Source organism: Desulfuromonas carbonis (assembly GCF_054658035.1).
The window spans coordinates 1788046-1809151 of record NZ_BAAHXR010000003.1 but is presented as its reverse complement, the minus strand read 5'-3'; the positions used below and the strand labels follow the sequence as shown (position 1 = coordinate 1809151).

At 58.6% G+C, this 21106-nt stretch carries 20 protein-coding genes and 1 tRNA gene; 20 read left to right on the top strand and 1 reads right to left on the bottom strand.

What is annotated here, in order from left to right; translation table 11 throughout:
* Positions 1–38: 38 nt before the first annotated feature.
* The 14 genes from ACYQ8E_RS15135 to ACYQ8E_RS15070 all read left to right on the top strand — a co-directional run bounded on the left by ACYQ8E_RS15135 (position 39) and on the right by ACYQ8E_RS15070 (position 13867).
* Complete coding sequence (locus ACYQ8E_RS15135; protein ID WP_459861327.1) at positions 39–1517, top strand: sensor histidine kinase; 1479 nt, start codon at positions 39–41, stop codon at positions 1515–1517.
* A gap of 141 nt (positions 1518–1658) precedes the next feature.
* A complete protein-coding gene (locus tag ACYQ8E_RS15130) occupies positions 1659–1844 on the top strand; it encodes a hypothetical protein (protein WP_459861325.1) in 186 nt (61 codons plus the stop codon).
* Positions 1845–1909: 65 nt separating this feature from the next.
* Positions 1910–2998: a hypothetical protein gene (locus ACYQ8E_RS15125; protein ID WP_459861323.1), complete on the top strand. Its 1089-nt coding sequence runs from the start codon at positions 1910–1912 to the stop codon at positions 2996–2998.
* A complete protein-coding gene (locus ACYQ8E_RS15120; protein WP_066724434.1) occupies positions 2995–3651 on the top strand; it encodes an endonuclease III domain-containing protein in 657 nt (218 codons plus the stop codon). Before ACYQ8E_RS15125 ends, ACYQ8E_RS15120 begins: the two co-directional genes overlap by 4 nt.
* 81 nt (positions 3652–3732) lie before the next feature.
* The gene (locus ACYQ8E_RS15115) at positions 3733–5358 is read left to right on the top strand and encodes an NADP-dependent glyceraldehyde-3-phosphate dehydrogenase (RefSeq protein WP_066724431.1); all 1626 of its coding nucleotides are present in this window, start codon (positions 3733–3735) and stop codon (positions 5356–5358) included.
* Positions 5359–5465: 107 nt separating this feature from the next.
* Complete coding sequence (nhaA, locus tag ACYQ8E_RS15110; RefSeq protein WP_459861320.1) at positions 5466–6779, top strand: Na+/H+ antiporter NhaA; 1314 nt, start codon at positions 5466–5468, stop codon at positions 6777–6779.
* Between the two features lie 243 nt (positions 6780–7022).
* Positions 7023–7202 (top strand): hydrogen-dependent growth transcriptional repressor, encoded by a 180-nt coding sequence (locus tag ACYQ8E_RS15105; RefSeq protein ID WP_066724425.1) that lies wholly within the window; start codon positions 7023–7025, stop codon positions 7200–7202.
* A 194-nt stretch (positions 7203–7396) separates the two neighbouring features.
* Positions 7397–10177: an isoleucine--tRNA ligase gene (ileS, locus tag ACYQ8E_RS15100; RefSeq protein ID WP_066724423.1), complete on the top strand. Its 2781-nt coding sequence runs from the start codon at positions 7397–7399 to the stop codon at positions 10175–10177.
* An 81-nt stretch (positions 10178–10258) separates the two neighbouring features.
* Positions 10259–10744, top strand: a complete 486-nt coding sequence (lspA, locus tag ACYQ8E_RS15095; RefSeq protein ID WP_459861318.1) for a signal peptidase II — start codon at positions 10259–10261, stop codon at positions 10742–10744.
* Between the two features lie 23 nt (positions 10745–10767).
* The gene (locus ACYQ8E_RS15090) at positions 10768–10914 is read left to right on the top strand and encodes a hypothetical protein (protein ID WP_459861316.1); all 147 of its coding nucleotides are present in this window, start codon (positions 10768–10770) and stop codon (positions 10912–10914) included.
* Between the two features lie 48 nt (positions 10915–10962).
* A complete protein-coding gene (locus tag ACYQ8E_RS15085) occupies positions 10963–11808 on the top strand; it encodes an ion transporter (RefSeq protein ID WP_459861314.1) in 846 nt (281 codons plus the stop codon).
* Positions 11809–11889: 81 nt separating this feature from the next.
* Positions 11890–11966, top strand: a tRNA-Pro gene (locus tag ACYQ8E_RS15080).
* A 489-nt stretch (positions 11967–12455) separates the two neighbouring features.
* Positions 12456–13016 (top strand): helix-turn-helix domain-containing protein, encoded by a 561-nt coding sequence (locus ACYQ8E_RS15075; protein WP_459861312.1) that lies wholly within the window; start codon positions 12456–12458, stop codon positions 13014–13016.
* 179 nt (positions 13017–13195) lie between these two features.
* Positions 13196–13867 (top strand): tyrosine-type recombinase/integrase, encoded by a 672-nt coding sequence (locus tag ACYQ8E_RS15070; RefSeq protein WP_459861310.1) that lies wholly within the window; start codon positions 13196–13198, stop codon positions 13865–13867.
* On the opposite strand, the gene ACYQ8E_RS15065 is transcribed toward ACYQ8E_RS15070, so the two are convergent.
* Positions 13854–15016 (bottom strand): IS3 family transposase gene (locus ACYQ8E_RS15065; protein ID WP_459861308.1). Its coding sequence is split into 2 segments (ribosomal slippage): positions 13854–14755 and positions 14755–15016, totalling 1164 coding nucleotides; the frame shifts between segments, so codons are not numbered across the junction. The two genes, ACYQ8E_RS15070 and ACYQ8E_RS15065, sit on opposite strands and share 14 nt — an antisense overlap.
* A 72-nt stretch (positions 15017–15088) precedes the next feature.
* Between ACYQ8E_RS15065 and ACYQ8E_RS15060 the strand changes: the two genes are divergently transcribed.
* The 6 genes from ACYQ8E_RS15060 to ACYQ8E_RS15035 all read left to right on the top strand — a co-directional run bounded on the left by ACYQ8E_RS15060 (position 15089) and on the right by ACYQ8E_RS15035 (position 20836).
* Positions 15089–15493, top strand: a complete 405-nt coding sequence (locus ACYQ8E_RS15060) for a hypothetical protein (RefSeq protein WP_459861306.1) — start codon at positions 15089–15091, stop codon at positions 15491–15493.
* A gap of 440 nt (positions 15494–15933) precedes the next feature.
* On the top strand, positions 15934–17910 hold the full coding sequence (locus ACYQ8E_RS15055) for a PriCT-2 domain-containing protein (protein ID WP_459861304.1): 1977 nt from the start codon (positions 15934–15936) through the stop codon (positions 17908–17910).
* 612 nt (positions 17911–18522) lie between these two features.
* Positions 18523–19482: a CsgG/HfaB family protein gene (locus tag ACYQ8E_RS15050; protein WP_459861302.1), complete on the top strand. Its 960-nt coding sequence runs from the start codon at positions 18523–18525 to the stop codon at positions 19480–19482.
* Positions 19479–19775, top strand: a complete 297-nt coding sequence (locus tag ACYQ8E_RS15045) for a hypothetical protein (RefSeq protein ID WP_459861301.1) — start codon at positions 19479–19481, stop codon at positions 19773–19775. The genes ACYQ8E_RS15050 and ACYQ8E_RS15045 overlap by 4 nt, the downstream gene beginning before the upstream one ends.
* 12 nt (positions 19776–19787) lie before the next feature.
* The gene (locus ACYQ8E_RS15040) at positions 19788–20195 is read left to right on the top strand and encodes a DUF4810 domain-containing protein (protein WP_459861299.1); all 408 of its coding nucleotides are present in this window, start codon (positions 19788–19790) and stop codon (positions 20193–20195) included.
* Positions 20192–20836, top strand: coding sequence for a DUF799 domain-containing protein (locus ACYQ8E_RS15035; RefSeq protein ID WP_459861297.1), 645 nt, complete (start codon positions 20192–20194; stop codon positions 20834–20836). The genes ACYQ8E_RS15040 and ACYQ8E_RS15035 overlap by 4 nt, the downstream gene beginning before the upstream one ends.
* The last annotated feature ends 270 nt before the right edge of the window (positions 20837–21106 follow it).

Below are 21106 nucleotides of genomic sequence, written 5' to 3'. Positions count from 1 at the left end.
CACCGGCCGCACCGGCCGCACTCTCCTCTGGAGCCGTTGTGACCCGACTCGATCCGCTTATTGCAAGCATCTCCCTGGAAAAAGTCCTCGAAACCATCCCCAGCGGCCTCTTTGTCGTCGATTCCGGGCAACACATCGTCTGCTGGAATGCCGAAGCCGAGCGCATCACCGGCTATTCAGCTGCCGAGGCGATCGGGCAGCACTGTTCGTTTCTCTCCGGCATCCCCTGCGGCAAGGGGTGCGGTCTCTTCGACCCGCTGCAACAAAAGCCGATCATCGGCACCTCCTGCTCCATCCGCCGCAAGGACGGCGGCCGCGTTTTCCTCAGCAAGAACGTCGACTATTTGCGCGACGAGCAGGGCGCCATCATCGGCGGCATCGAATCATTCATCGACGCCAGCCGCCAGCGGCGGCTTGAAACACGGCTGCGCAACCATAGCCGGCGCCTGGGGAGGGCGGTGCGCCAGCGGACGGCCCAGCTCGAGGAAGAACGTTCCCGCCTCGGCATGCTCCTCGACTCCATGGAAGATCTCGCCTACCTGGTCGGTCCCGAGTTCCGGATCAGCTTTACCAACCGGGCGCTGCAGAAGGTATTCGGCGAAGTTCAGGGGGCGATCTGCTATCAGGCCCTGCATCGGCGCAGCTCGCCCTGCCCCTGGTGCCCCCTGGAACGGGTCCGGAACGGCGAAATCGTGCGCGAGGAGCGCGAAATCGAAAGCAACCTGCGCCGCTACGAAATCATCCATTCGCCCCTGCGCACTGCGGACGGCGTCATCGAGAAGCTCGCCGTCTATCGTGACATCACCGCCCGCAAACTGGCCGAGGAGAAACTTCTCGCGGCCAACCAGGAACTCGACGCCTTCGTCTATACCGTCTCCCACGACCTGCGCAGCCCGCTGACGCCGATCATCGGCTTCGCCGAGTTCCTGCGCGAGGAGTACCGCGACCGCCTCGACGCCCAGGGGATCGAACTGCTCGGTGAAATCGAGACCCAGGGGCAGAAGATGCTCGCCCTGATGGAGGATCTGCTGACCCTCTCCCGGGTCGGGCGGGTCACGCCGCCGCCGGCGCCCCTCCCGCTGCAGCCGATCCTGCAGGAGGTTCTCAACGAACAGAGTCTGGAAATCAATCGTCTCGGCCTGCAGGTCGCGGTCGAGGAGCTGCCCGAACTGCAACTCCCGGAGACCCTGATCGGGGAGCTCTTCACCATCCTGCTCGAGAATGCCATCCGCTATGCGGCGGCACCGGGTGCCACCATCGAAATCGGCAGCCGCGCTGCCGCGGAGCGGGTCCGGCTCTTCGTGCGCGACCATGGTCCCGGGGTTCCCGAGGCGGAACGCCAACGCATCTTCGACCCCTTCTATCGGGGCTCGACCGCAACCGGCAGTCGCGGCACGGGGATTGGCCTCGCCACGGTACGCAAGATCGCCCGGCTTTATAATGGCCGCTGCTGGGTGGAGGAAACCCCGGGGGGCGGTGCGACCTTCTGGATCGAGCTCCCCCGCCACATCACCTGAAGCGACCCCGTGCGCATTTGCGCACTCGTCGACCGTCCCCCCGAACCGCTATTGCTGCGGCGATCACCGTGGTCAAAGGTCCCGACCGGGGCTATTTTTCCAGGCAGAGATGCTTCCCTCGCACCCGTAACGGAGGAGACCATGCCCCTGCCCGCCCCGTCGGCTCTGCCGCGCCCACCCCGTCCGCCCGTCAAATCCCGCAACTGGGAGAACCTCAGCCGCGAGGAGCAGCGGCGCCAGATCCGGGACCTGATCGGCAGCCCTTACTGGGTGGTCCTCCCCCTCGACATCCAGGAGCGCTTCCTCGATCTCTACCGCAGCAACTGATCGGCCCCTGGCGGGGCCAACCGGGATCGCTTGCCCGATTTCATCGCGCGTGCTATCTATCCCCCATGCGCCTGCGTTACTACATCAGCGGTCATGGTCTCGGCCACGCCAGCCGTTCCCTGCAGATCATTGCGGCCCTGCGGCGGCGCCACCCGCAGCTGGCGGTGGACGTCGTCACCAGTGCCGCCCCCTGGTTCCTGCGCGCCGGCGGTCTTCCCGCGACAGCAGTGCGCAGCGCAGCCTTCGACATCGGCGTGATCCAGCGCGACAGCCTGGAGATGGATCTCGCCGCCACCGGCTGCGCCTGGCGGGAACTCCTCAGCCGGCGCGACGCCCAGCTGGCCGCCGAGACCGCCTCCCTGCAGCGGGATCGGGTCGCGCTGGTCGTTAGCGACATCCCCGCCCTCCCCCTGGTGGCGGCGCGCCAGGCTGGCATTCCCGGCATCGGCGTCAGCAACTTTACCTGGGACTGGATCTGCCGCGGCTTCGTCGCCGAAGCGCCGGAGCTGGCGGCGGTGGCGGCCAGCCTCGCCGCCGACTACGCCGCGGCCGAGCGTTTTCTCGCCCTCCCTTTTCGCGGCCCGTTTCCACCCGGCCCAAGCGTCGAACTGCTGCCTTTGGTGGCACGCAAGGCGCGGCGCCCGCCCGCGGTCATCCGCCAGGAGCTCGGCCTCCCCGCCGCCAAGCGCATCGCCCTGATCTCCTTCGGCGGCTTCGGCCTCACCGAGTTCGACTCCGCTCCCCTCGGCCGCCTTCACGACTGGATCTTCCTCAGCGAACCGGCCCTCGGGGCGGCGGCGCCCAACCTGCGTCTCATTCCTCAGGGGAGCTACTTCTACCCGGATCTGGTCGCCGCCGCCGATGTCGTCGTCACCAAGCCGGGGTACGGCATCGTCGCCGAGGCGATCGCCAACGACACCGCGGTGCTCTACACCGAACGGGGGAATTTTCGCGAGCAGGAGCTGCTGATCGCCGGCCTGCGGCGCTATGCCCGGGCCCTCCCCATCGACAACCGGCAACTGCGCAGCGGCGACTGGGGAGAGGCTCTCGCCACCCTGCTCACCCTCCCCGCAGCGGGCGAAGCCCTGGCGAGCGACGGCGACACGGTTGCCGCCGATCGTCTCGCCACCCTCGCTACCGGCAGGTCAGAGTGAAAGCGCAGCTCCTTGCCATCTTTGAACTGCTGCAACACCACTTCGGCCCCCGCCACTGGTGGCCGGCCGAATCCCCCTTCGAAGTGGTGATCGGCGCCATCCTCACCCAGAACACCGCCTGGCGCAACGTGGAGCAGGCGATCGCCAACCTGCGCGCGGCCGACGCGCTCACCCCGCGAGGGATCCTCGACCGGGAACTGGCCGAGCTTGAAGCGATGATCCGCCCCGCCGGCTTTTTCCGGCAGAAGGCAGCGCGCCTCACCGGTTTTGCCCGCTACCTCGAAGCCCACCACCACGGGGACCTCCCCGGCTGGCTCGGCCGCCCCCTCGACCAGGTGCGGGCCGAGCTGCTGAGGCTGCCCGGCATCGGGCCGGAGAGTGCCGATGCCATCCTCCTCTATGCCGGCCAGCGCCCCTCCTTCGTCGTCGATGCCTATACCCGGCGACTTTTGGGTCGCCTCGGCCTGCTGCGCGGCAGCGAATCCTACCATCAGGTCCGCTCCCTTTTCATGACCGCCCTGCCGCCTGATACGCAGCTTTTCAACGAGTTCCATGCCCTGATCGTCGAAGAGTGCAAGGTCTACTGCCGCACCCGTCCGCGCTGTCCCTCCTGTCCGCTACGGTCCCGCTGTCCCGCCGCCCTCCCCGGCTGATTATTCCTTCCCGACAGCTTGCATCCTGGTGTCAGCGGTTACACTTGGTAACACCCCTCCCACCTTGTCACGGAGATCACCATGGATACGCTGCCGCAACGGATCGACCGACTCTTCCCGACCGCCGGGCAAATCCCCGAAGCCTACCGCCTGCCCCCCCTGGAGCAGGACGAATATCTGATCAACGGCGAGTTGCGCCACTGGCCCGGCCCCTACGGTGAAGCCCGTTCGCCGGTCTGGCTCGAAACCCCGTTGGGGGCGAGCCCGGTCGTCATCGGCCACTACCCGCTCCTCGACGAGGCCGAGGCCCTCGCCGCCCTGGTGGCGGCCCGCGATGCCTACGGCCAGGGGCGCGGTCCCTGGCCGACGATGGCGGTGGCCGACCGCATTCGCCACGTCCAGGACTTCCTGGTCCGCTTCCGGGAAGTGCGCGAGGACGTGGTACGACTGGTCATGTGGGAGGTCGGCAAGAGCGCCGCAGACGCCGGCAAGGAATTCGACCGCACCGCCAGCTACATAGCCGACACCATCGAAGCGCTCAAGGACCTCGACCGCAGCTCCTCGCGGCTGGTGATCGAGGAAGGGATCATCGCCCAGACCCGGCGTGGTCCCCTCGGCGTCGTTCTCTGCATGGGCCCCTTCAACTACCCGCTCAACGAGACCTTCACCACCCTGATCCCGGCCCTGATCATGGGCAACACCGTGGTCCTGAAGCCGCCGCGCCTCGGCATCCTCCTCTACCGGCCGCTCCTCGAAGCGTTTCGCGACTGCTTCCCCCCCGGGGTGATCAATACCGTCTACGGCGAAGGGCGCAAGGTACTCGGTCCGCTGATGGCCACCGGCGACGTCGATGTCCTCGCCTTCATCGGCTCGGCCCGGGCCGCCGACGCCCTGAAAAAGGCCCACCCCGCCCCGCACCGGCTGCGCGGGGTCCTCGGCATGGGGGCCAAGAATCCGGCCATCGTCCTCGCCGACGCCGATCTCGACCTGGCGGTGCAGGAGTGCCTCCTCGGCAGCCTCTCCTTCAACGGCCAGCGCTGCACCGCGCTGAAGATTCTCTTTGTCGAACGCTCCATCGCCGCCCCCTTCGTCGCGCGCCTTGCCACTGCCATCGGCAACCTTTCCTTCGGCATGCCCTGGCAGCCCGGGGTCGCCCTCACTCCGCTGCCGGAAGCCGACAAACCCGCCTATCTCAGCGAACTCGTCGCCGATGCGATCGCCCTGGGGGCCGAAGTCTGCAACGCGGCCGGCGGCCGAATCCGCCACAGTTTCTTCTATCCGGCGCTGGTCTACCCGGTCACCCCGGCCATGCGCCTCTATCATGAAGAGCAGTTCGGCCCGGTAATCCCGGTGGTTCCCTTTGACCGCGTCGAGGAACCGATCCGCTACGTCGTCGAGTCGAACTTCGGCCAGCAGCTCAGCCTCTTCGGCAGCGATCCGCAGACTCTCGCCCCCCTCATCGACCCGCTGGTCAACCAGGTCTGCCGCGTCAACCTCAACAGCCAGTGCCAACGCGGCCCCGATATCTTTCCCTTTACCGGCCGCAAGGGCTCCGCCGAGGGGACGCTCTCGGTCAGCGACGCCCTGCGCGCCTTTTCGATCCGGACCCTGGTCGCCGCCAAGGAGGGCGAACTCAACAAGGAGCTGATCCGCACCATCACCCGGGAAGGGCGGTCGAACTTCCTCTCGACCGACTTTCTACTCTGAGCTCGGCGCCGGACCGGCCCTTGCGCCTGCGCGCCCTTCTGGCAGACTTAACAGTAGAAAGCGCTGTCGCTCCGAACGCCCCAAACCCAATGTGAAGAAAGGCCGTCATGCCGGTCCGCCTTTCCAACCTGCTGCGTCCCTTCGAGGATTTTTTCAAAAGCCAGGTGGCCGGGGGAATCGTTCTCCTCGGCGCCACCCTCATCGCCCTGCTCCTCGCCAACTCCAGCTGGAGCGGCTATTACCACCATTTCTGGGAAATGGAACTGACGGTCGGCTTCGATCACTTCGGCCTGACCAGGAGCCTGCATCACTGGATCAATGACGGCCTGATGGCGGTCTTCTTTTTCGTCGTCGGCCTCGAAATCAAACGGGAACTGCTGGCGGGGGAACTCGCCAGCCTGCGCAACGCGACCCTTCCCATTGCCGCCGCCCTCGGCGGCATGCTGCTGCCGGCGCTGATCTACCTCCTCCTCGCGCCCAATCCCCCCGCCGTCACCGGCTGGGGGATTCCGATGGCGACCGACATCGCCTTCGCCCTCGGCGTCATCGCCCTGCTCGGCGACCGCATCCCCCGTTCCCTCGCCATCTTTTTGACCGCCCTGGCCATTGTCGACGACCTCGGCGCGGTCCTGGTCATTGCCCTCTTCTACACCAAGGACCTCGCCCTGCTGCCCCTGGCGATCGCCCTGCTCGGACTGCTGGTGCTGGTCGCCGGCAACCGCTTCGGCCTGCAGAATCCCAACTTCTTCGCCCTGGTCGGATTCGGTCTCTGGCTCGCCCTGCTTAAATCGGGCGTGCACGCCTCCATCGCCGGAGTTTTGATCGGCGCCACCATCCCGGTCCAGCCGCGCCATTCCAGGGACGAGTTCCTCCGCCGGGTGCAGACGCTCCTCGACCGTTTCCGCAACTTCGAGACGATTGACGGTCCGTTCCACAACGAATCGCGCCTCGGCACCCTGCTCGCCCTGGAGCATGTCTGTCACGACGCCATGAGTCCGTTGCAGCGCATGGAACACGTCATGAGCCGCTGGGTGATTTTCGGCGTCATGCCCCTCTTCGCCCTCGCCAATGCCGGGATTCCCCTCAGCCTCGGCGACCTCCAGGCCGCCGTCAGCAACCCGGTCACCCACGGCGTCGTCTGCGGCCTGCTCATCGGCAAGCCCCTCGGCATCTTCACCTTCTCCTGGCTGGCGGTGCGGCTGAAGCTCGCCGACCTCCCCCGCGGCACCCGCTGGATTGACATTCTCGGCATCGGGATTCTCGGCGGCATCGGCTTCACCATGAGTCTCTTCATCTCCAACCTCGCCTTCGAACTCCCCGGCCAGGTCGAAGACGCCAAGGTCGGCATCTTCAGCGCCTCGCTGCTGGCCGGCGCCATCGGCTACCTCCTGCTCAGCCGGCGCCACCAGAGTTCGCCGTAATTTGGGTCATCCTGACCACAATGCCGCCCATGTGCGTCATTTTGTCCAAACTGTCCCCGAGCACACTCCCGCCAGATCGACCCAAAATCGACCCAACCTGTTGAAATTTAAATAATTGTAAAGTTACAGAAAAATAATTTTCCCGCTGGCAGCACCTTTGCACTTATGTATACGCAACATTTTGACGCAATACCCCGATCGGGGTGCGTCGAGCAAATCTTTCCCAGCAAAGGAGCAGCAGCCATGGGCCGACCGGTGGAAAACCCCAAAAAGTACATCATCTCCTGCCGTATCAATGATGACGAAATGCAGGTGCTGCAGGACCTGGCCAGACGTGCCGACACCAGCATCTCGACCCTGTTGCGGCGCAGCCTCGACCTCCTCCAGCAGGAGAGTGGCGCCGAGTTCCGGCTCAGCGCCTGAGCGCCGACCCGGGATGACGCGGGGATGGCAGGGCGATGGCGCCCTGCGTCCCCCGCCCGCCTCGCCCGCCGCCAGCTGCAACCACCTCCCGTCACCTCCCCCGCCAGGCCCGGTTTTCCCTTGACTTATCCTGCCATTTTGCTACCTTACATGACTTGATTTTTCCCACCCCAGGGCTCCCGGGAGGACCACCAATGGATTACAAAGAGACCCTCAATCTCCCCGTCACCGACTTTCCGATGCGCGCCAACCTGCCGCAACGGGAACCGGCGATGCTGCAGCGCTGGCAGGAATTGGGGCTCAACGACAAGCTCGAGGGGGCCGACGCCGGTCGCCCCACCTTCATCCTTCATGACGGTCCCCCTTACGCCAACGGCCATATCCATATCGGTCACGCGCTCAACAAGATCCTCAAGGACATCGTCGTCAAGAGCAAGCGCATGCAGGGGTATTACGCCCCCTACGTGCCGGGCTGGGACTGCCACGGTCTCCCCATCGAGCTCAAGGTCGACCAGGAACTCGGCGAGAAAAAGCGCGGGATGAGCAAAGCGCAGATCCGCAAGGAGTGCCGCCGCTACGCCCAGAACTGGATCACCACCCAGAGCGAGGAGTTCCAGCGCCTCGGTATCTTCGGCGACTGGCAGCACCCCTACCTGACGATGACGACCCGCTACGAGGCGGCGACCGCCCGCGAGCTGGCCCGCTTTGCCGAGCGCGGCGGGCTCTACAAGGGGAAGAAACCGGTCCACTGGTGCCCCTCCTGCGTCACCGCCCTGGCCGAGGCCGAGGTCGAGTACGATGACCACACCTCGCCGTCGATCTACGTCAAGTTTCCCTTCGTTGACACCCTGCCGGCCGAACTGGCGGAGTTGGCCGGGCAAAAGCTCTCCTTCGTGATCTGGACCACCACCCCCTGGACGATCCCGGCCAACCTCGCGGTCTGCCTCCACCCGGAGCTCCCCTACGTCGTCATCGAGACCGGCGGTGAGCTGCTGGTGATGGCCGAAGGGCTCTACCAGCAGGTCCTCGGCAAGCTCGGGATCAGCGACTTCACCCTGCGCGCCACCTTCCAGGCCCCGATCTTCGAGAAGCTGCGCTGCAAACACCCCCTCTTTGCGCGCGACTCCCTCCTCGTCCTCGGCGACTACGTCACCCTCGAAGCCGGCACCGGCTGCGTCCACACCGCCCCCGGCCACGGCCAGGACGACTACCTCACCGGCCTGCGCTACGGCCTGGAGATCTACAACCCGGTCGACGATTACGGCCGCTACCGCGACGACGTCGAGTTCTTCGCCGGCCTCAACGTGCAGAAGGAGGCCAACGCCGCCGTCAGCGCCAGGCTGAAGGAGGTCGGGGCGCTGCTCGGCGAGGGGAAGGTCTCCCACAGCTACCCGCACTGCTGGCGCTGCAAGAAACCGATCATCTTCCGCGCCACCGAGCAGTGGTTCATCGCCATGGAGGCGAACGACCTGCGCGGCAAGGCCCTCAAGCACATCAACGACGTGCAGTGGATTCCCCACTGGGGCCGCGAGCGCATCTACAACATGATCGAAAACCGCCCCGACTGGTGCATCAGCCGCCAGCGCACCTGGGGGGTGCCGATCACCGTCGTCTACTGCAAAAAGTGCGGCGAAGCGATCGCCGACGGCAAGCTGATGCACCACATCGCCAACCTCTTCGAAGAGGGCGGCAGCGACATCTGGTTCGAGCGCGAGGCCAAAGAGCTGCTGCCGGCGGGGACCAGCTGTCCCAAGTGCGGCCACGACGACTTCGACAAGGAGCAGGACATCCTCGACGTCTGGTTCGATTCGGGGGTCTCCCACGCCGCCGTGCTTGAGACCACGCCCAAGCTCCACAGCCCCGCCGACATCTACCTGGAAGGGAGCGACCAGCACCGCGGCTGGTTCCATTCGAGCCTTTTGGCCTGTGTCGGCACCCGCGACGCCGCCCCCTACAAGGCGGTGCTGACCCACGGCTTCGTCCTCGACGAGAACGGCCGGCCGATGTCGAAATCGATGGGGAACGTCGTCGCCCCGGAGAAGGTGATCCAGAAATTCGGCGCCGAGGTGCTGCGCCTCTGGGTCGCCACCCAGGACTACCGCAACGACACCCGCGTCGGCGACCAGATCCTGCAGCAGGTCTCCGAGGCCTACCGGCGCATCCGCAATACCGCCCGCTACATTCTCGGCAACCTGCACGGCTTCGACCCGAGCGCCGACTCGGTCCCCGACGGCGACCTGCTCGAGATCGATCGCTGGGCCCTCTCCAGACTGGAAGGGCTGGTCAAGCGGGTCGAGAAGTCCTACAACGACTACGAGTTCCACGTCCTCTACCACGCGGTCCACAACTTCTGCAGCGTCGACCTCTCGGCCTTTTACCTCGACGTCCTCAAGGACCGCCTCTACATCTCGCCGGCCAAGAGCCTGGCCCGACGAAGCGCCCAGACCGCCATGTACCGCATCCTCGATGCGCTGACGCGGCTGATCGCCCCGGTCCTCTCCTTCACCGCCGACGAGATCTGGCAGGAACTGCCCGGCGAGCGGGAGGAGAGCGTCCACCTCGCCGCCTTCCCGGCCTTCGAGGCGGCCCTCTTCGACGCCGATCTGGAGGGGCGCTACAGCAAGCTCCTCGCCGTCCGCTCCGATGTCTCCAAGGCGCTGGAACTGGCCCGCGCCGAGAAGCGCATCGGCCACTCCCTCGACGCGCGGGTGCTGCTCGCCGCGCCGGCCGGCCCCTGGCGCGAACTGATCGAAGCCTACCAGGGGGAACTTGCGACCCTCTGCATCGTCTCCCAGGCGGAACTGGTCGATGAACTTCCCGACGGCGGCGCCGGCGAAGAGGTGGCAGGGCTGCGCATCAAGGTCGAGAAGGCCCAGGGCGAGAAGTGCGAACGCTGCTGGAATTACGCCACCACCATCGGCGAGAGCGACCAGCACCCGACCGTCTGCCACCGCTGCCGCGAGGCGCTGGTCTGACCGCGATGAGCAATGAGTAGCGGGCGACGAGAAACCTCATCGCTCATCGCTCATTGCTCGCCACTTTCCCTGAGGTTTCCCGTGTCCCGTTACCGCCTGCTCGCCATCGTCACCGCCGTCGTCCTCGTCCTCGACCAGGCGACCAAACTCTATGTCGACAGCCATTTCCGCCTCCACGAGTCGGTGACGGTGATCGAGAACTTTTTTCACTTCACCTATGTCCGCAACAAGGGGGCCGCTTTTGGCATCTTCGCCGACAGCGCCATCCGCATCCCCTTTTTCATCACCGTCTCCCTGGTCGCCGCCGGCGGCATCCTCTGGTACCTGCGCCGCCTGAAGGAGAGTCAGAAGCTGGTCAGCTTCTCCCTGGCGCTGATCTTCTCCGGCGCCATCGGCAACCTCATCGACCGGGTCCGCTTCGGCGAGGTGATCGACTTCATCGACGTCCACTGGTACCAGTATCACTGGCCTGCCTTCAACGTCGCCGACTCGGCGATCAGCATCGGCGTCACCCTGCTGCTGATCGACCTCTGGCGTGAGGAACGGGCCCGCAAGGCGAAGTCCTGAACCGCCCCTTCCGGAGTCAAAGCATGGCCCGTCTCACCGCTCTTTTGCTGCTGATGATCCTCGCCCTCGCCGGCTGCGAGACCCTGGTCGGCGCCCGCAAGGACCTCCACGCCGTCGGCCACGTCCTGCAGGAGACTGCCCACGAGGTGAACGCCAGCCTCAAGCAGTAGCCCTGCCATGGTCGGCCGCCCCCTCGGCAGCCGGCACAGGAGAGCGCCATGACCCTGCCCCAACCGCCCTGGCAGAAACCCGAGACCCCCTACCACAGCAGTTGGCGGCAGACGCTGCACGAAGTGATTTTCGAAGCCGACACCCCGGCCGGCAAGACCTTCGACGTCCTGCTGATCTTCTCCATTCTCGGCAGCGTCGCCGCGGTGATGCTCGACAGCGTCGCCACCATCCGCACCAGTTACGGTCCGCTGCTGACCGCCGCCGAATGGTTTTTCACCCTCCTCTTCTCCATCGAGTACCTGCTGCGCCTCGTCTGCGTCGGCAAGCCGCTGCGCTACGCCCGCAGCTTCTACGGCATCGTCGACCTGCTCGCCATCCTCCCGACCTACCTCAGCCTGCTGCTGCCGGGAAGTCACTACCTGCTGGTGATCCGCATCCTGCGCATCCTGCGCATCTTCCGGGTCTTCAAGCTGGTCCAGTACCTGAGCGAGGCGCGCATGCTCGGCCAGGCGCTGCGCGCCAGCGGCCGCAAGATCGTCGTCTTCCTCTTCACCGTCCTGACCCTGGTGATCATCTTCGGCTCGCTGATGTACCTGATCGAAGGGGAGGCGAGCGGCTATACCAGCATCCCGCGCAGCATCTACTGGACCATCGTCACCCTGACCACCGTCGGCTACGGCGACATCTCGCCGCAGACCGGTCTTGGCCAGAGCCTTGCTTCCCTGATCATGATCTGCGGATACGGCATCATCGCCGTTCCCACCGGCATCGTCACCGTCGAGATGAGCCGTTCCTTTAGCCGCAGCGTCTCGACCCAGGCCTGCCCCGCTTGCGGCGGTGAAGGACACGATGCCGACGCCGTCCACTGCAAGTTCTGCGGCGCGGCGCTGTAGCTCAATTTCCTGCAAAAGCTGCTTGCATTTTTCCGACTCGCGTGCTAAAAGTCTCGTCTGTTGTCGCAAGGAAAGTGATGTCGGGGCGTAGCGCAGTCTGGTAGCGCACCTGCTTCGGGAGCAGGGGGTCGGAGGTTCAAATCCTCTCGCCCCGACCAGTAATAGCAAAGGGAGATCCCAATCGGGGTCTCCCTTTCGTTTTGTCCTCCGGTCCGATTCTGGTCCAGGGGCTTTTTATTTGTGGCTGAGGGGATGCCTGGAGATCAGGCTATGGATGCTCCGGTACGAGGGGACACCTCCGGGGAGTCTCCGGGGCCAACAAAAATCGTCCAATCCAAGCCCACCTCCGAATTAGCACTAACCGCCCCATATCTCGCGTTTCTGCGATATGGCTATTCCGGCAGTCTCCATATCTCGCGTTTGTGTAATATGGAATCTCTATTGGAGGTCCCGGGGCGGGGTTTCGACTCCGGGGAGTCTCCGGGGCGGGGGTTGCCCATGGGTGTACTTTTGAAAGGTCCTCGGAGCTCAGATTCCGGGCAATATCCCCACGAAATATGTTTGACATGGAGAACATTTAGTGATACATATCCAACACGCCAATGGCAAGAAATCTCAAACAACACGTTCAAATGGAGGCACAGGCCATGAACCACCTCTCACCCAATCAAGAAAATCTTCTTGGTAAAATCTTAAAGGAAACCAGAACAAAAGCTGGGATAGGCCTTAGGGAGATTTGCCGTATGTCGCAGCGACATACATCAACCGGGAAATCTTTCTCGGCTTCTTATTATTCTCAGGTCGAAAATGGCAAAAAGGTAAACATTGACAAAGTAAGCCTTGATTTTCTGTGGGCAGTTGGTGCGGTTCTTTCGATTGACCCACTTTTACTTTTCGTTGCATCCCGACCAGATCTCCCTGACAAATTCTTAGACGCAACAGCTAGGGACCGATTATTTAAAATAAGAACTTACAAAAAAGAACCAACTGATGAGATCGAAATACGAAATTGGCCTACAAATCTTCCTGCGCAGATAACTGCCGTGTATTCCTTAATCAGCCAACTAAAAAGAACGACCCCTTTAAGTAAAATTAAAAAATATTTTATCAATCCACAAGAAGGAGAGATTTCAGAAATTCTTGATTCACTCGTATCCCTAGGTAAGGCTAAAAAAAATAAAAATGGCTACCTTGCCATTCACACTTAATTAATCTTACCAGTAGCGACCTCGCCCCAGCCACCCCGGTTGGGGCTTTTCTTTTGCCCCCTCAAGACCGGACCTGGACCGGACTTTTAGCCCTTCCCGCCACAGACCCACCTAAAGACTCACCCCCTCACCGTAGCGCAAAGAATATCTAGATCTACGTCCAAGAAAGGAGGCCATCCATGAGCCAACCTACCCGTCGTTTTGCGTTCACCAAACGCAGCATAGAAGCCATCCCACCCCACGATCCTGCCAGCCCCAGCAGGGAGGCCGAGTATTCCGACGCTGAGTGCATCGGTCTCCACCTGAGGGTCAGCAAGAACGGTCGTCGTTTCTTCCAACATAGGTATCGGTATCTGGGCCGGAAGAAATGCCTCAGCCTTGGGGAATACCCCCATGTGTCCATTCAGGATGCCCGTCAAAGGGTCAGCGAGCATAAGGCCCTTTTGGCCAGAGACATCGATCCCAGCGATGAGCGGTCCCAGAAGAGGAATGACCTCACCTTCTCCACCTTTGCCCGAGACTTCTATATCCCCCACGCCAAGATGCACAAGAAGACCTGGCAGGAGGACGTATGGAAAATTGACCGGCAGCTGATACCGGCCTTTGGCAACCTCAGGCTATCCACCATCTCTTCCAGGGACATATCGACCTTCCATTCCAAGGAAAAGGCCAGAACCTCCGCGACCACAGCGAACCATCACATGACGCTGATCAAGAGGATGTTCAATTTGGCGGTGAAGTGGGGATTGATCGAGAAGAGCCCCGCAGCCAGCCTGGACAAGTTCAAGGAACCGCCTCACAGGGAACTGATCTTGCCCGCCAAGAGCGGACACGGGGTTAAGCGGCATTGAGCGCTTCAAACTCTTCCGGGCTCATGTAGCCGTTGGCACTGTGATCACGGCTGCGATTGTAATCGACTTCGATATATTCGAACACGGTGCTTCGCATTTCCTCGCGGGTGGCGAAGTGTTCACCGTGGATGGTTTCCACCTTCAGCGTGTGGAAGAAGCTTTCAGCGCAGGCGTTGTCGTAGCAGTTGCCCTTGGCGCTCATACTGCAGAGCAACTCGTGCCGCGTCAAGAGCCCTTGATACAGCGCCGAGCAATACTGGCTCCCCCGGTCGGAGTGGACGATGACCCCTTTGGGCATCTTTCGCCGCCATAGAGCCATCTGTAGCGCCTGGCAGACCAAGTCGGCGGTCATCCGTTCGGCCAGGGCCCAACCGACGACCAGACGGGAGTAAAGGTCGATGACCACGGCCAGATAAAGCCACCCCTCCCCGGTCCAGAGATAGGTGATATCGCCCACCCACTTCTGGTTGGGAGCCGTGGCGGCAAAGTCCTGCTGCAACAAGTTGGGCGCCACCGGCAGATTGTGTTTCGAGTTCGTCGTGGCCTTGAACTTCTTGGCCGCTTTGGCCCGCAAATCCTGCCGTTTCATGCTGTCTGCCACGGTCTTGCGGTCATAGCGGTGCCCTTGCTTGGCCAGATCGCGCGTAAGACGCGGCGACCCTTTGCGCTTCTTGGCAGCCTCGAAGGCTTTCGCCACCTGCTGATCGAGACACGCGCGCCGCTGCTGCCGTGCCGTCGGCTGTTGACCTCGCTGGCGCCAGCGATAGAAACCGCCACGCGAAGCGCCGAGTACCCGGCACATCGTTGTGATTTTGAACTCGCCTGAATGGTTCTGCATAAAGGCGTACTTTATTTCAGGCTTTTCGCAAAGTACGCCGCGGCCTTTTTTAGGATGGCCAACTCTTCCGCCTGCTCGGCCAACTGCCGCTTCAGGCGGGCGTTCTCTACGGCGAGCTTCTCTTCGACCTCGCTGCGTTCCTGGCCAAGACGAGCCTTGCTCCTCCAGGAATAGAGTTGGCTGTCGTGCAGACCGAGCTGTTTGGCGGCGGCCGCCACTCCGATCCGGTCGGCCAGAGCCAGGGCTTCAGTTCGATACTGCTGGGAGTGGCGCCTGCGGGTCTGCACTTGCTTCTTCTGAATCGTTGTCATCGGTCACCTCTGTCAGGGAGTTTACTCGCTTAACAGGATGTCTGTCGATGACGGGCAGGATCAGAACGACCTGTGGAAGCGAACGATATCCGCATACTCAAGAAAGACACCTGCCCTTCCCTGATGAACAAATCGATCCTCACCTACCAGATCGGCTGTAACGAACGTTCTGAAATCCTGCTGTGCATCGAGGGCAATACGGGAAGTGGCATCTACAGCAAGGAGTGGGTACCTCTTTTCACCCTGCTGGACTTGATCGCTGAGAGTGATGGTCCCTTTACATGGTCAATCCTGCAACCCCTCTTCAAGAACAGGTCCGTGAATACCGCCTGCTTTCTTCTTGCTGCCTTGAAGAACGAAGGACTGGTGACGGCGCTGGAGCGAAGTTATGAAAGGGTCGATCCTGAGAACTTCATGTCGGCCATGAAGATCCTGATGGGTACCAAGAAAAGGCCCTCTAAGAAATCCTCAAAATAGGAGTCAATATGGTCTCGTCATTCATTTCCATGGCCATCATTTCTGTATTGCTGCTCTGCTTCAAATCCACCCAATGGCTCGGCTTCATCGGGGCAGCGGTCTTGGGTTTACTCTTTCCCATTACCACGACCATCGTCACACTTAGTGTTGCTTTTGTCCTCTACTGGTTCCGGTATCGGAAGAGATGATCATTCGGGGGGGGAAACTGAAAAACTGGAAAACTGAAATGGTTCGTCCTGGATTCAGTGATGAATTAATAGCTCGTTTTCTAATGTTTCGTAGGAGAAAAACAAAACCCTTATGTGATTTTTTACCATATTTTTCCTAGGATTAAATTCAAAAATTCTCTTTTAATATCGGCAAGTTGAAACCAGGTTTACTTAACCCTAAAGGCAACACCTTTAAGGGGCACTCAACAACCCGATATTAGGAGATTTATAATGAAAAAAATTGATCCAAGGACTATCCAGATCCCCAAAGAGGCCCAAGGGAAAATTTCCCGTGGGGATGCCGCCATCAATTGGTTCAAATTCGGCTTGATGGTCATTCCGGTGAGCCCGGGAGAAAAGCGAACCGCTGTGAAGTGGGATGATTGGCAGGAGGACTTATCTGCCGAGAAGATTTCTGCGCACTGGTCGAAGCACCCCGCCCACGACCTAGGGTTTATCGTTGGAGACGACCTCATCGTATTCGACGCGGACACACCAGAAGCCGTCAAGAGCCTGCAACGAGTTGAGGAGGAATACGGTGCAAGGCCCTCCATGATTGTCAGGACTACGAAGGGCGAGCATCACTACTTTCGGAAAGAAGAGGGTACTTGGGTAAAGACCACGGGGCATGGCGAAGGGGTCGAACAGAAGATCGACATCAAGACCGGGCGAACAATGGTGGTGTTGCCTCCTAGCCCGGGTAAGGAGGTTATCACCTGTAACGTCCAGAACGTCGCACAGTTTACCAAAATCAATCAGGGCTTCATCGATTCCATTTTCCTGATGATCGGGAAAGCCGCTCCTCGCCCAGAACCCGCTCCCCGTCAATCACTGCCCCAACGTGAGCCCACCGAAGATTCCTTCCGGAAAATCAAGGCACTTCTTGAGCATCTAAGTGCGGATAGCGGGTATGAAGTCTGGACTAAGGTCCTCATGGCCATCTATCATGAAACCGGTGGTAGCGAGGAAGGCCTTGAGCTTGCCGACAACTGGAGTCGTCGGGGAACGAAATACAAAGGGCGGCGGGAGATAGAAGCCAAATGGCGCTCATTCCGGGAGGTGTCAAATCCGGTGACGATAGCGACTTTAGTGAAGCTGGCGAAGGATAACGAAGCAGACATTGCTGCGATTTTGGATCTGAGGGAGCGCTTTAAACCTTGTGAAACGATCGTAGCTTACCCTGAAAACGCTAAAGAGACGACGGCTGCCAGCCATCCTCTTGCCCGTTTCTCCTTGACGGGCCAGTCAGAAGAACTTGAGCGCAAAGCTGCCGCTAGAATTGCTATTCTAGGTGAAGTGGCCGTTCTTGGCCAGTTAACGGTATTGTATGCCTCGCCCAACACCGGCAAAACGCTCCTGACTCTCAAGCTTTTAACGGAAAGTATTGAAGCAGGCCGGATAGACCCGGAAAAGGTATTTTATCTCAATATGGATGATGACAGCCGTGGTCTTGTCGAAAAACTGAAGATTGCCGAGGAATTCGGCTTTCACATGTTGGCTGAAGGCTATAATGGTTTCTCGGCCGAAGGGTTCATAAACGAGGTTCGTTCCCTGATTCGCAACGACCTGGCCAGAGGGGTAGTCATAGTTCTGGACACCCTAAAAAAGTTCGTTGACTTGATGAACAAGAGCCATTGCCGAGACTTCAACCTTGTTCTCGGCCAATACGCCGCCAAAGGGGGCACACTCATAGCCCTGGCCCATACCAACAAGAAGGGCAATGCCGACGGAAAACCGATTCATGCCGGCACCACAGATGTTCGCGAGGATTTCTCTTGCGCCTACACGATGCGGTTGATTTCCGGAAACGACAGCCAAGAAAAAATCGTCCTGTTTGAGGAATTAAAGAGCCGAGGACTGGGCGCAGAAAAAGCCAGCTACCGATATGTCAGTGGAAAGGATATCGGCTACAACGAGATGTTCATGTCAGTTGAGAAAGTCGATGAGCGGCAGTTCAATTCAAAAAAGCAGGCCGAAGCAATGCGCTCAGACGCCGAGATTATCGATGCGGTCAAAACCTGTATCGGCGAAGGAGTAAATACCAAGATGGTCCTGGCCGAAGCTGCTGCAAAACGGTCTGGAGCAAGCAAGCGGTCTGTGCTTCAACTGATCGACCGGTACACAGGAGATGACCCGGCCAAGCACCAGTGGAATTTTGTTCGGGGAGAACGCGGGAAACAGACCTTCAGTGTATTAAATTCGAATTAGACTGGCACCTCGGCCCCTGACTACGGAGTTGACATAAACGCTGTGGTCAGGGGTCGCCTTCTACCTGTACCAGAATCGCAGTTTTTCAGGTTTTCAGCGCTTCACCCTTCCTCGTCCCCCACCCGGCCAACCGAGCCGCTCCCACTGACCGGGCTACCGACCACTCCCCACCACCGGCCTCCATACGGCCACCTCCTGCAGCAACCGACCCCAGCCCCTGGCTACCCCCATGCCGGCACCGGTCGCGTCTCTATGGGGCGACTGGGAGTGCGGAAAGAAGGCCGGACCGCCGGGGAAAGCTCCGAGGGGCGTTTCATGGAAAATCGTGAATTGTTATTTTTCGAGGGCTTTCGCGCCCCAAAGGCCAAAAATTGCGCGGTTCATACGCACCAGGGCCTTTTCATCAAGGTCCAAAACATCCTTTACATTTCGGAAGGATCGTCTTAGATTAGCAAGGTATTATCTGAAATTTCATTGGGGGGGATGAAACGATGCAGAACAAAAGCAGAGAGACTTCTTAATTGACCGCTGTTGCTAGCATTGTGCTGGCCAGCGGTTTTTCATAATTTAGCACCATCCAGAATTAGACCTTAGAAGGGAGACACCACCGAAATGTCTAAATTCCTAGGATTTTTGTTTGTTTTTATCTTACTTTCGGGGTGTGCAACTGTTTCCACCCCAATAACCCCAGTAAAAGCCCAAGCCACCGAAGCCACCCAACTCAAGGCACAAGAAGAAGCACTACAGCCTGTCACGAAAGGGTACAAGCGTAAGGTGGCCATCGCCAGATTTTCTAATGAATCGAACTACGGACGGTCTCTTATGACCGATCAAGATTACGACCGAATAGGCAAACAAGCATCCGATATGCTCGCGACCAAACTTATAAGTACCAACAAATTTTTAGTATTTGAAAGAACAGATCTATCCAAAATTCAGCGCGAACAGGCCATTAGTGGTGATGCTAAACTTATTGGTATTGACGCCTTGATTGTTGGTTCTGTTACCGAATTTGGTAGATCTACAAACGGGAAAACAGGATTTCTTTCAAAAACAAAGGTTCAGACGGCACGCGCAAAGGTTGACGTCAGGTTAGTAAGTGTCAAAACAGGGCAGGCATTCTTTTCAGCATCTGGCGTTGGTGAGGCCAGTACTGAGTCAGGTGAAATTGCTGGTTTTGGAAGTCGATCAGATTATGACGCCACCTTAAATGACAGAGCCATTTCTGCAGCAATTACTGATATGCTCGACAAACTTGTTTCTTCTCTCTCTGATCGTCCTTGGAAAACCGACATACTTGAAATTCAAGGCCAAAATGTCTTTATCAGTGGGGGCCAAAGTCAAGGTGTAAAAATTGGAGATATTCTTCAGGTCATGGAGCAAGGAGAAAAAATTCAAAGCAAACAAAGTGGCTTTGATATTCACCTACCACCAAAGAAAATCGCTGAGATAAAGGTATCTGGCTTTTTTGGTGATAATGAAAACAATGAAGGGTCAGTGTGTGAATTGATTAGCAACAAATTAATATCTAAAAATATTGAACACTTATATGTGGAAGAGGTGGAAAAATGAAATTTATGACGATTGTTTTCTTCGTATTGCTTATCCTCGGCTGCTCTATGCCAAACACTTCAGTTCGGTCGGTCGACTCCCGTCCCAGCATTATCATTAAAGGCACCTCGGAAAATGCTGCACTATTTGTTGATGGCCTCAATATGGGAAAAGCAATTATTTACAATGGGAATCCGAAAGCATTGAACGTTTTACCCGGAACTCACAAAATAACAATCATTGAAAATGATAAGATTATTTATGAAAAAACCGTTTTTGTTGACTCTGAAATGAAAGTAATAACTGTTTATTAACTAGGAGGGTTTATGAAGCTCTTTGCACATTTTCTTATTATAATAACATTTTTATTAGTGAATGGCTGTGTACAGAACCGCTATGTATGGAATAATTATGACCAGAAATTGTACAACCACTACAAAAACCCTGCGGACAATGATCAATTTATAGAAGAACTTCAACAAACCGTCGCCGCAGGTGAAGTAGCGGGCAGGGTACCACCCGGAATCTATGCTGAATATGGGTACGCCTTATATGAAAAGGGACGTTATGCAGAAGCGATTGAGCTTTTCAAAAAAGAGCAGGTCAAGTGGCCAGAGTCTTCTATCCTCATGACAAAAATGATCAGCAATGCTCAAGATCTTTTGTCCAAGAGTGAAAGTGATAAATCTAACCTGACCTTAACTTCTAATAAAATTAATGAGGGGACACAATGAGCAGGTCACTTTTGATTTTTTTAACGATCATGATTCTGTCTGGGTGTGCAGTTCACCAACCAAAAGACTACACAAAGTTTAATAATTCGAAACCAAAGTCAATTCTTATCGTACCGGTTGTGAACAATAGTGCTGAAGTCACTGCACCAGATTATTTTTTATCCACTATTACAATCCCACTAGCCGAAAGGGGATATTACGTTTTCCCCGTAAATTTAGTAAAGAGACTACTTGAAGATGACGGCTTATCAGACGCAAATCTTGTACACAGCGCCCCTGTCGAAAGACTATGCAAATTGTTTGGTTCAGATGCTGTACTCTACGTCAACATTAATAGATGGGATGCGAAATACATGGTTTTATCGACTCAAGTTACTGTTGATTTAACATACACCATCAAAGGGGCGGAAACTGGCGAGACTCTCTGGGAGCACAACCAGAATATGGTTTATGTCCCGCAAAACAACAGCAGTGGGAATCCTTTTGCAGACTTGATCATTATGGCAATAAATGCAGCCGTTACCAAGGCGGCTCCTAATTATGTTCCTCTTGCACGACAAGCAAACAACGCAACATTCGCCTATCCGGGGCCAGGGATTCCACCAGGCCCTTATGCTTTGAATGACTTTACGACAAATTGAAAGATTAAATTTATAGCACAAGAAGTCATAGCCCCTCCCAAATGCCTCGTTTGGCCAGGTACAGTTCTGATGCACTGAGAATGCAAAACCGTTAGCGGTTAGCCTGCTTGTGGAACGTGTTTGTAAATGGGCATTGAGGGGGAAGTGTTTCCCATCTGAATACGTCTGGGAAGAGTCGTCTGACAATGTTTCTCCTGGGAAGTCTACATAAAGAGACTTGATAGGTCCATTGCAACCGCCCCTTCCGGCGTATCCTGCTAAGGCCAATCT

Bases quoted from the DNA above. Each gene is read 5' to 3' on its own strand.
- ACYQ8E_RS15130 (WP_459861325.1), top strand. From the start codon at position 1,659: ATGCCCCTGCCCGCCCCGTCGGCTCTGCCGCGCCCACCCCGTCCGCCC.
- ACYQ8E_RS15125 (WP_459861323.1), top strand. From the start codon at position 1,910: ATGCGCCTGCGTTACTACATCAGCGGTCATGGTCTCGGCCACGCCAGC.
- ACYQ8E_RS15115 (WP_066724431.1), top strand. From the start codon at position 3,733: ATGGATACGCTGCCGCAACGGATCGACCGACTCTTCCCGACCGCCGGG.
- nhaA (WP_459861320.1), top strand. From the start codon at position 5,466: ATGCCGGTCCGCCTTTCCAACCTGCTGCGTCCCTTCGAGGATTTTTTC.
- ACYQ8E_RS15105 (WP_066724425.1), top strand. From the start codon at position 7,023: ATGGGCCGACCGGTGGAAAACCCCAAAAAGTACATCATCTCCTGCCGT.
- ileS (WP_066724423.1), top strand. From the start codon at position 7,397: ATGGATTACAAAGAGACCCTCAATCTCCCCGTCACCGACTTTCCGATG.
- ACYQ8E_RS15090 (WP_459861316.1), top strand. From the start codon at position 10,768: ATGGCCCGTCTCACCGCTCTTTTGCTGCTGATGATCCTCGCCCTCGCC.
- ACYQ8E_RS15085 (WP_459861314.1), top strand. From the start codon at position 10,963: ATGACCCTGCCCCAACCGCCCTGGCAGAAACCCGAGACCCCCTACCAC.
- ACYQ8E_RS15075 (WP_459861312.1), top strand. From the start codon at position 12,456: ATGAACCACCTCTCACCCAATCAAGAAAATCTTCTTGGTAAAATCTTA.
- ACYQ8E_RS15070 (WP_459861310.1), top strand. From the start codon at position 13,196: ATGAGCCAACCTACCCGTCGTTTTGCGTTCACCAAACGCAGCATAGAA.
- ACYQ8E_RS15055 (WP_459861304.1), top strand. From the start codon at position 15,934: ATGAAAAAAATTGATCCAAGGACTATCCAGATCCCCAAAGAGGCCCAA.
- ACYQ8E_RS15050 (WP_459861302.1), top strand. From the start codon at position 18,523: ATGTCTAAATTCCTAGGATTTTTGTTTGTTTTTATCTTACTTTCGGGG.
- ACYQ8E_RS15045 (WP_459861301.1), top strand. From the start codon at position 19,479: ATGAAATTTATGACGATTGTTTTCTTCGTATTGCTTATCCTCGGCTGC.
- ACYQ8E_RS15040 (WP_459861299.1), top strand. From the start codon at position 19,788: ATGAAGCTCTTTGCACATTTTCTTATTATAATAACATTTTTATTAGTG.
- ACYQ8E_RS15035 (WP_459861297.1), top strand. From the start codon at position 20,192: ATGAGCAGGTCACTTTTGATTTTTTTAACGATCATGATTCTGTCTGGG.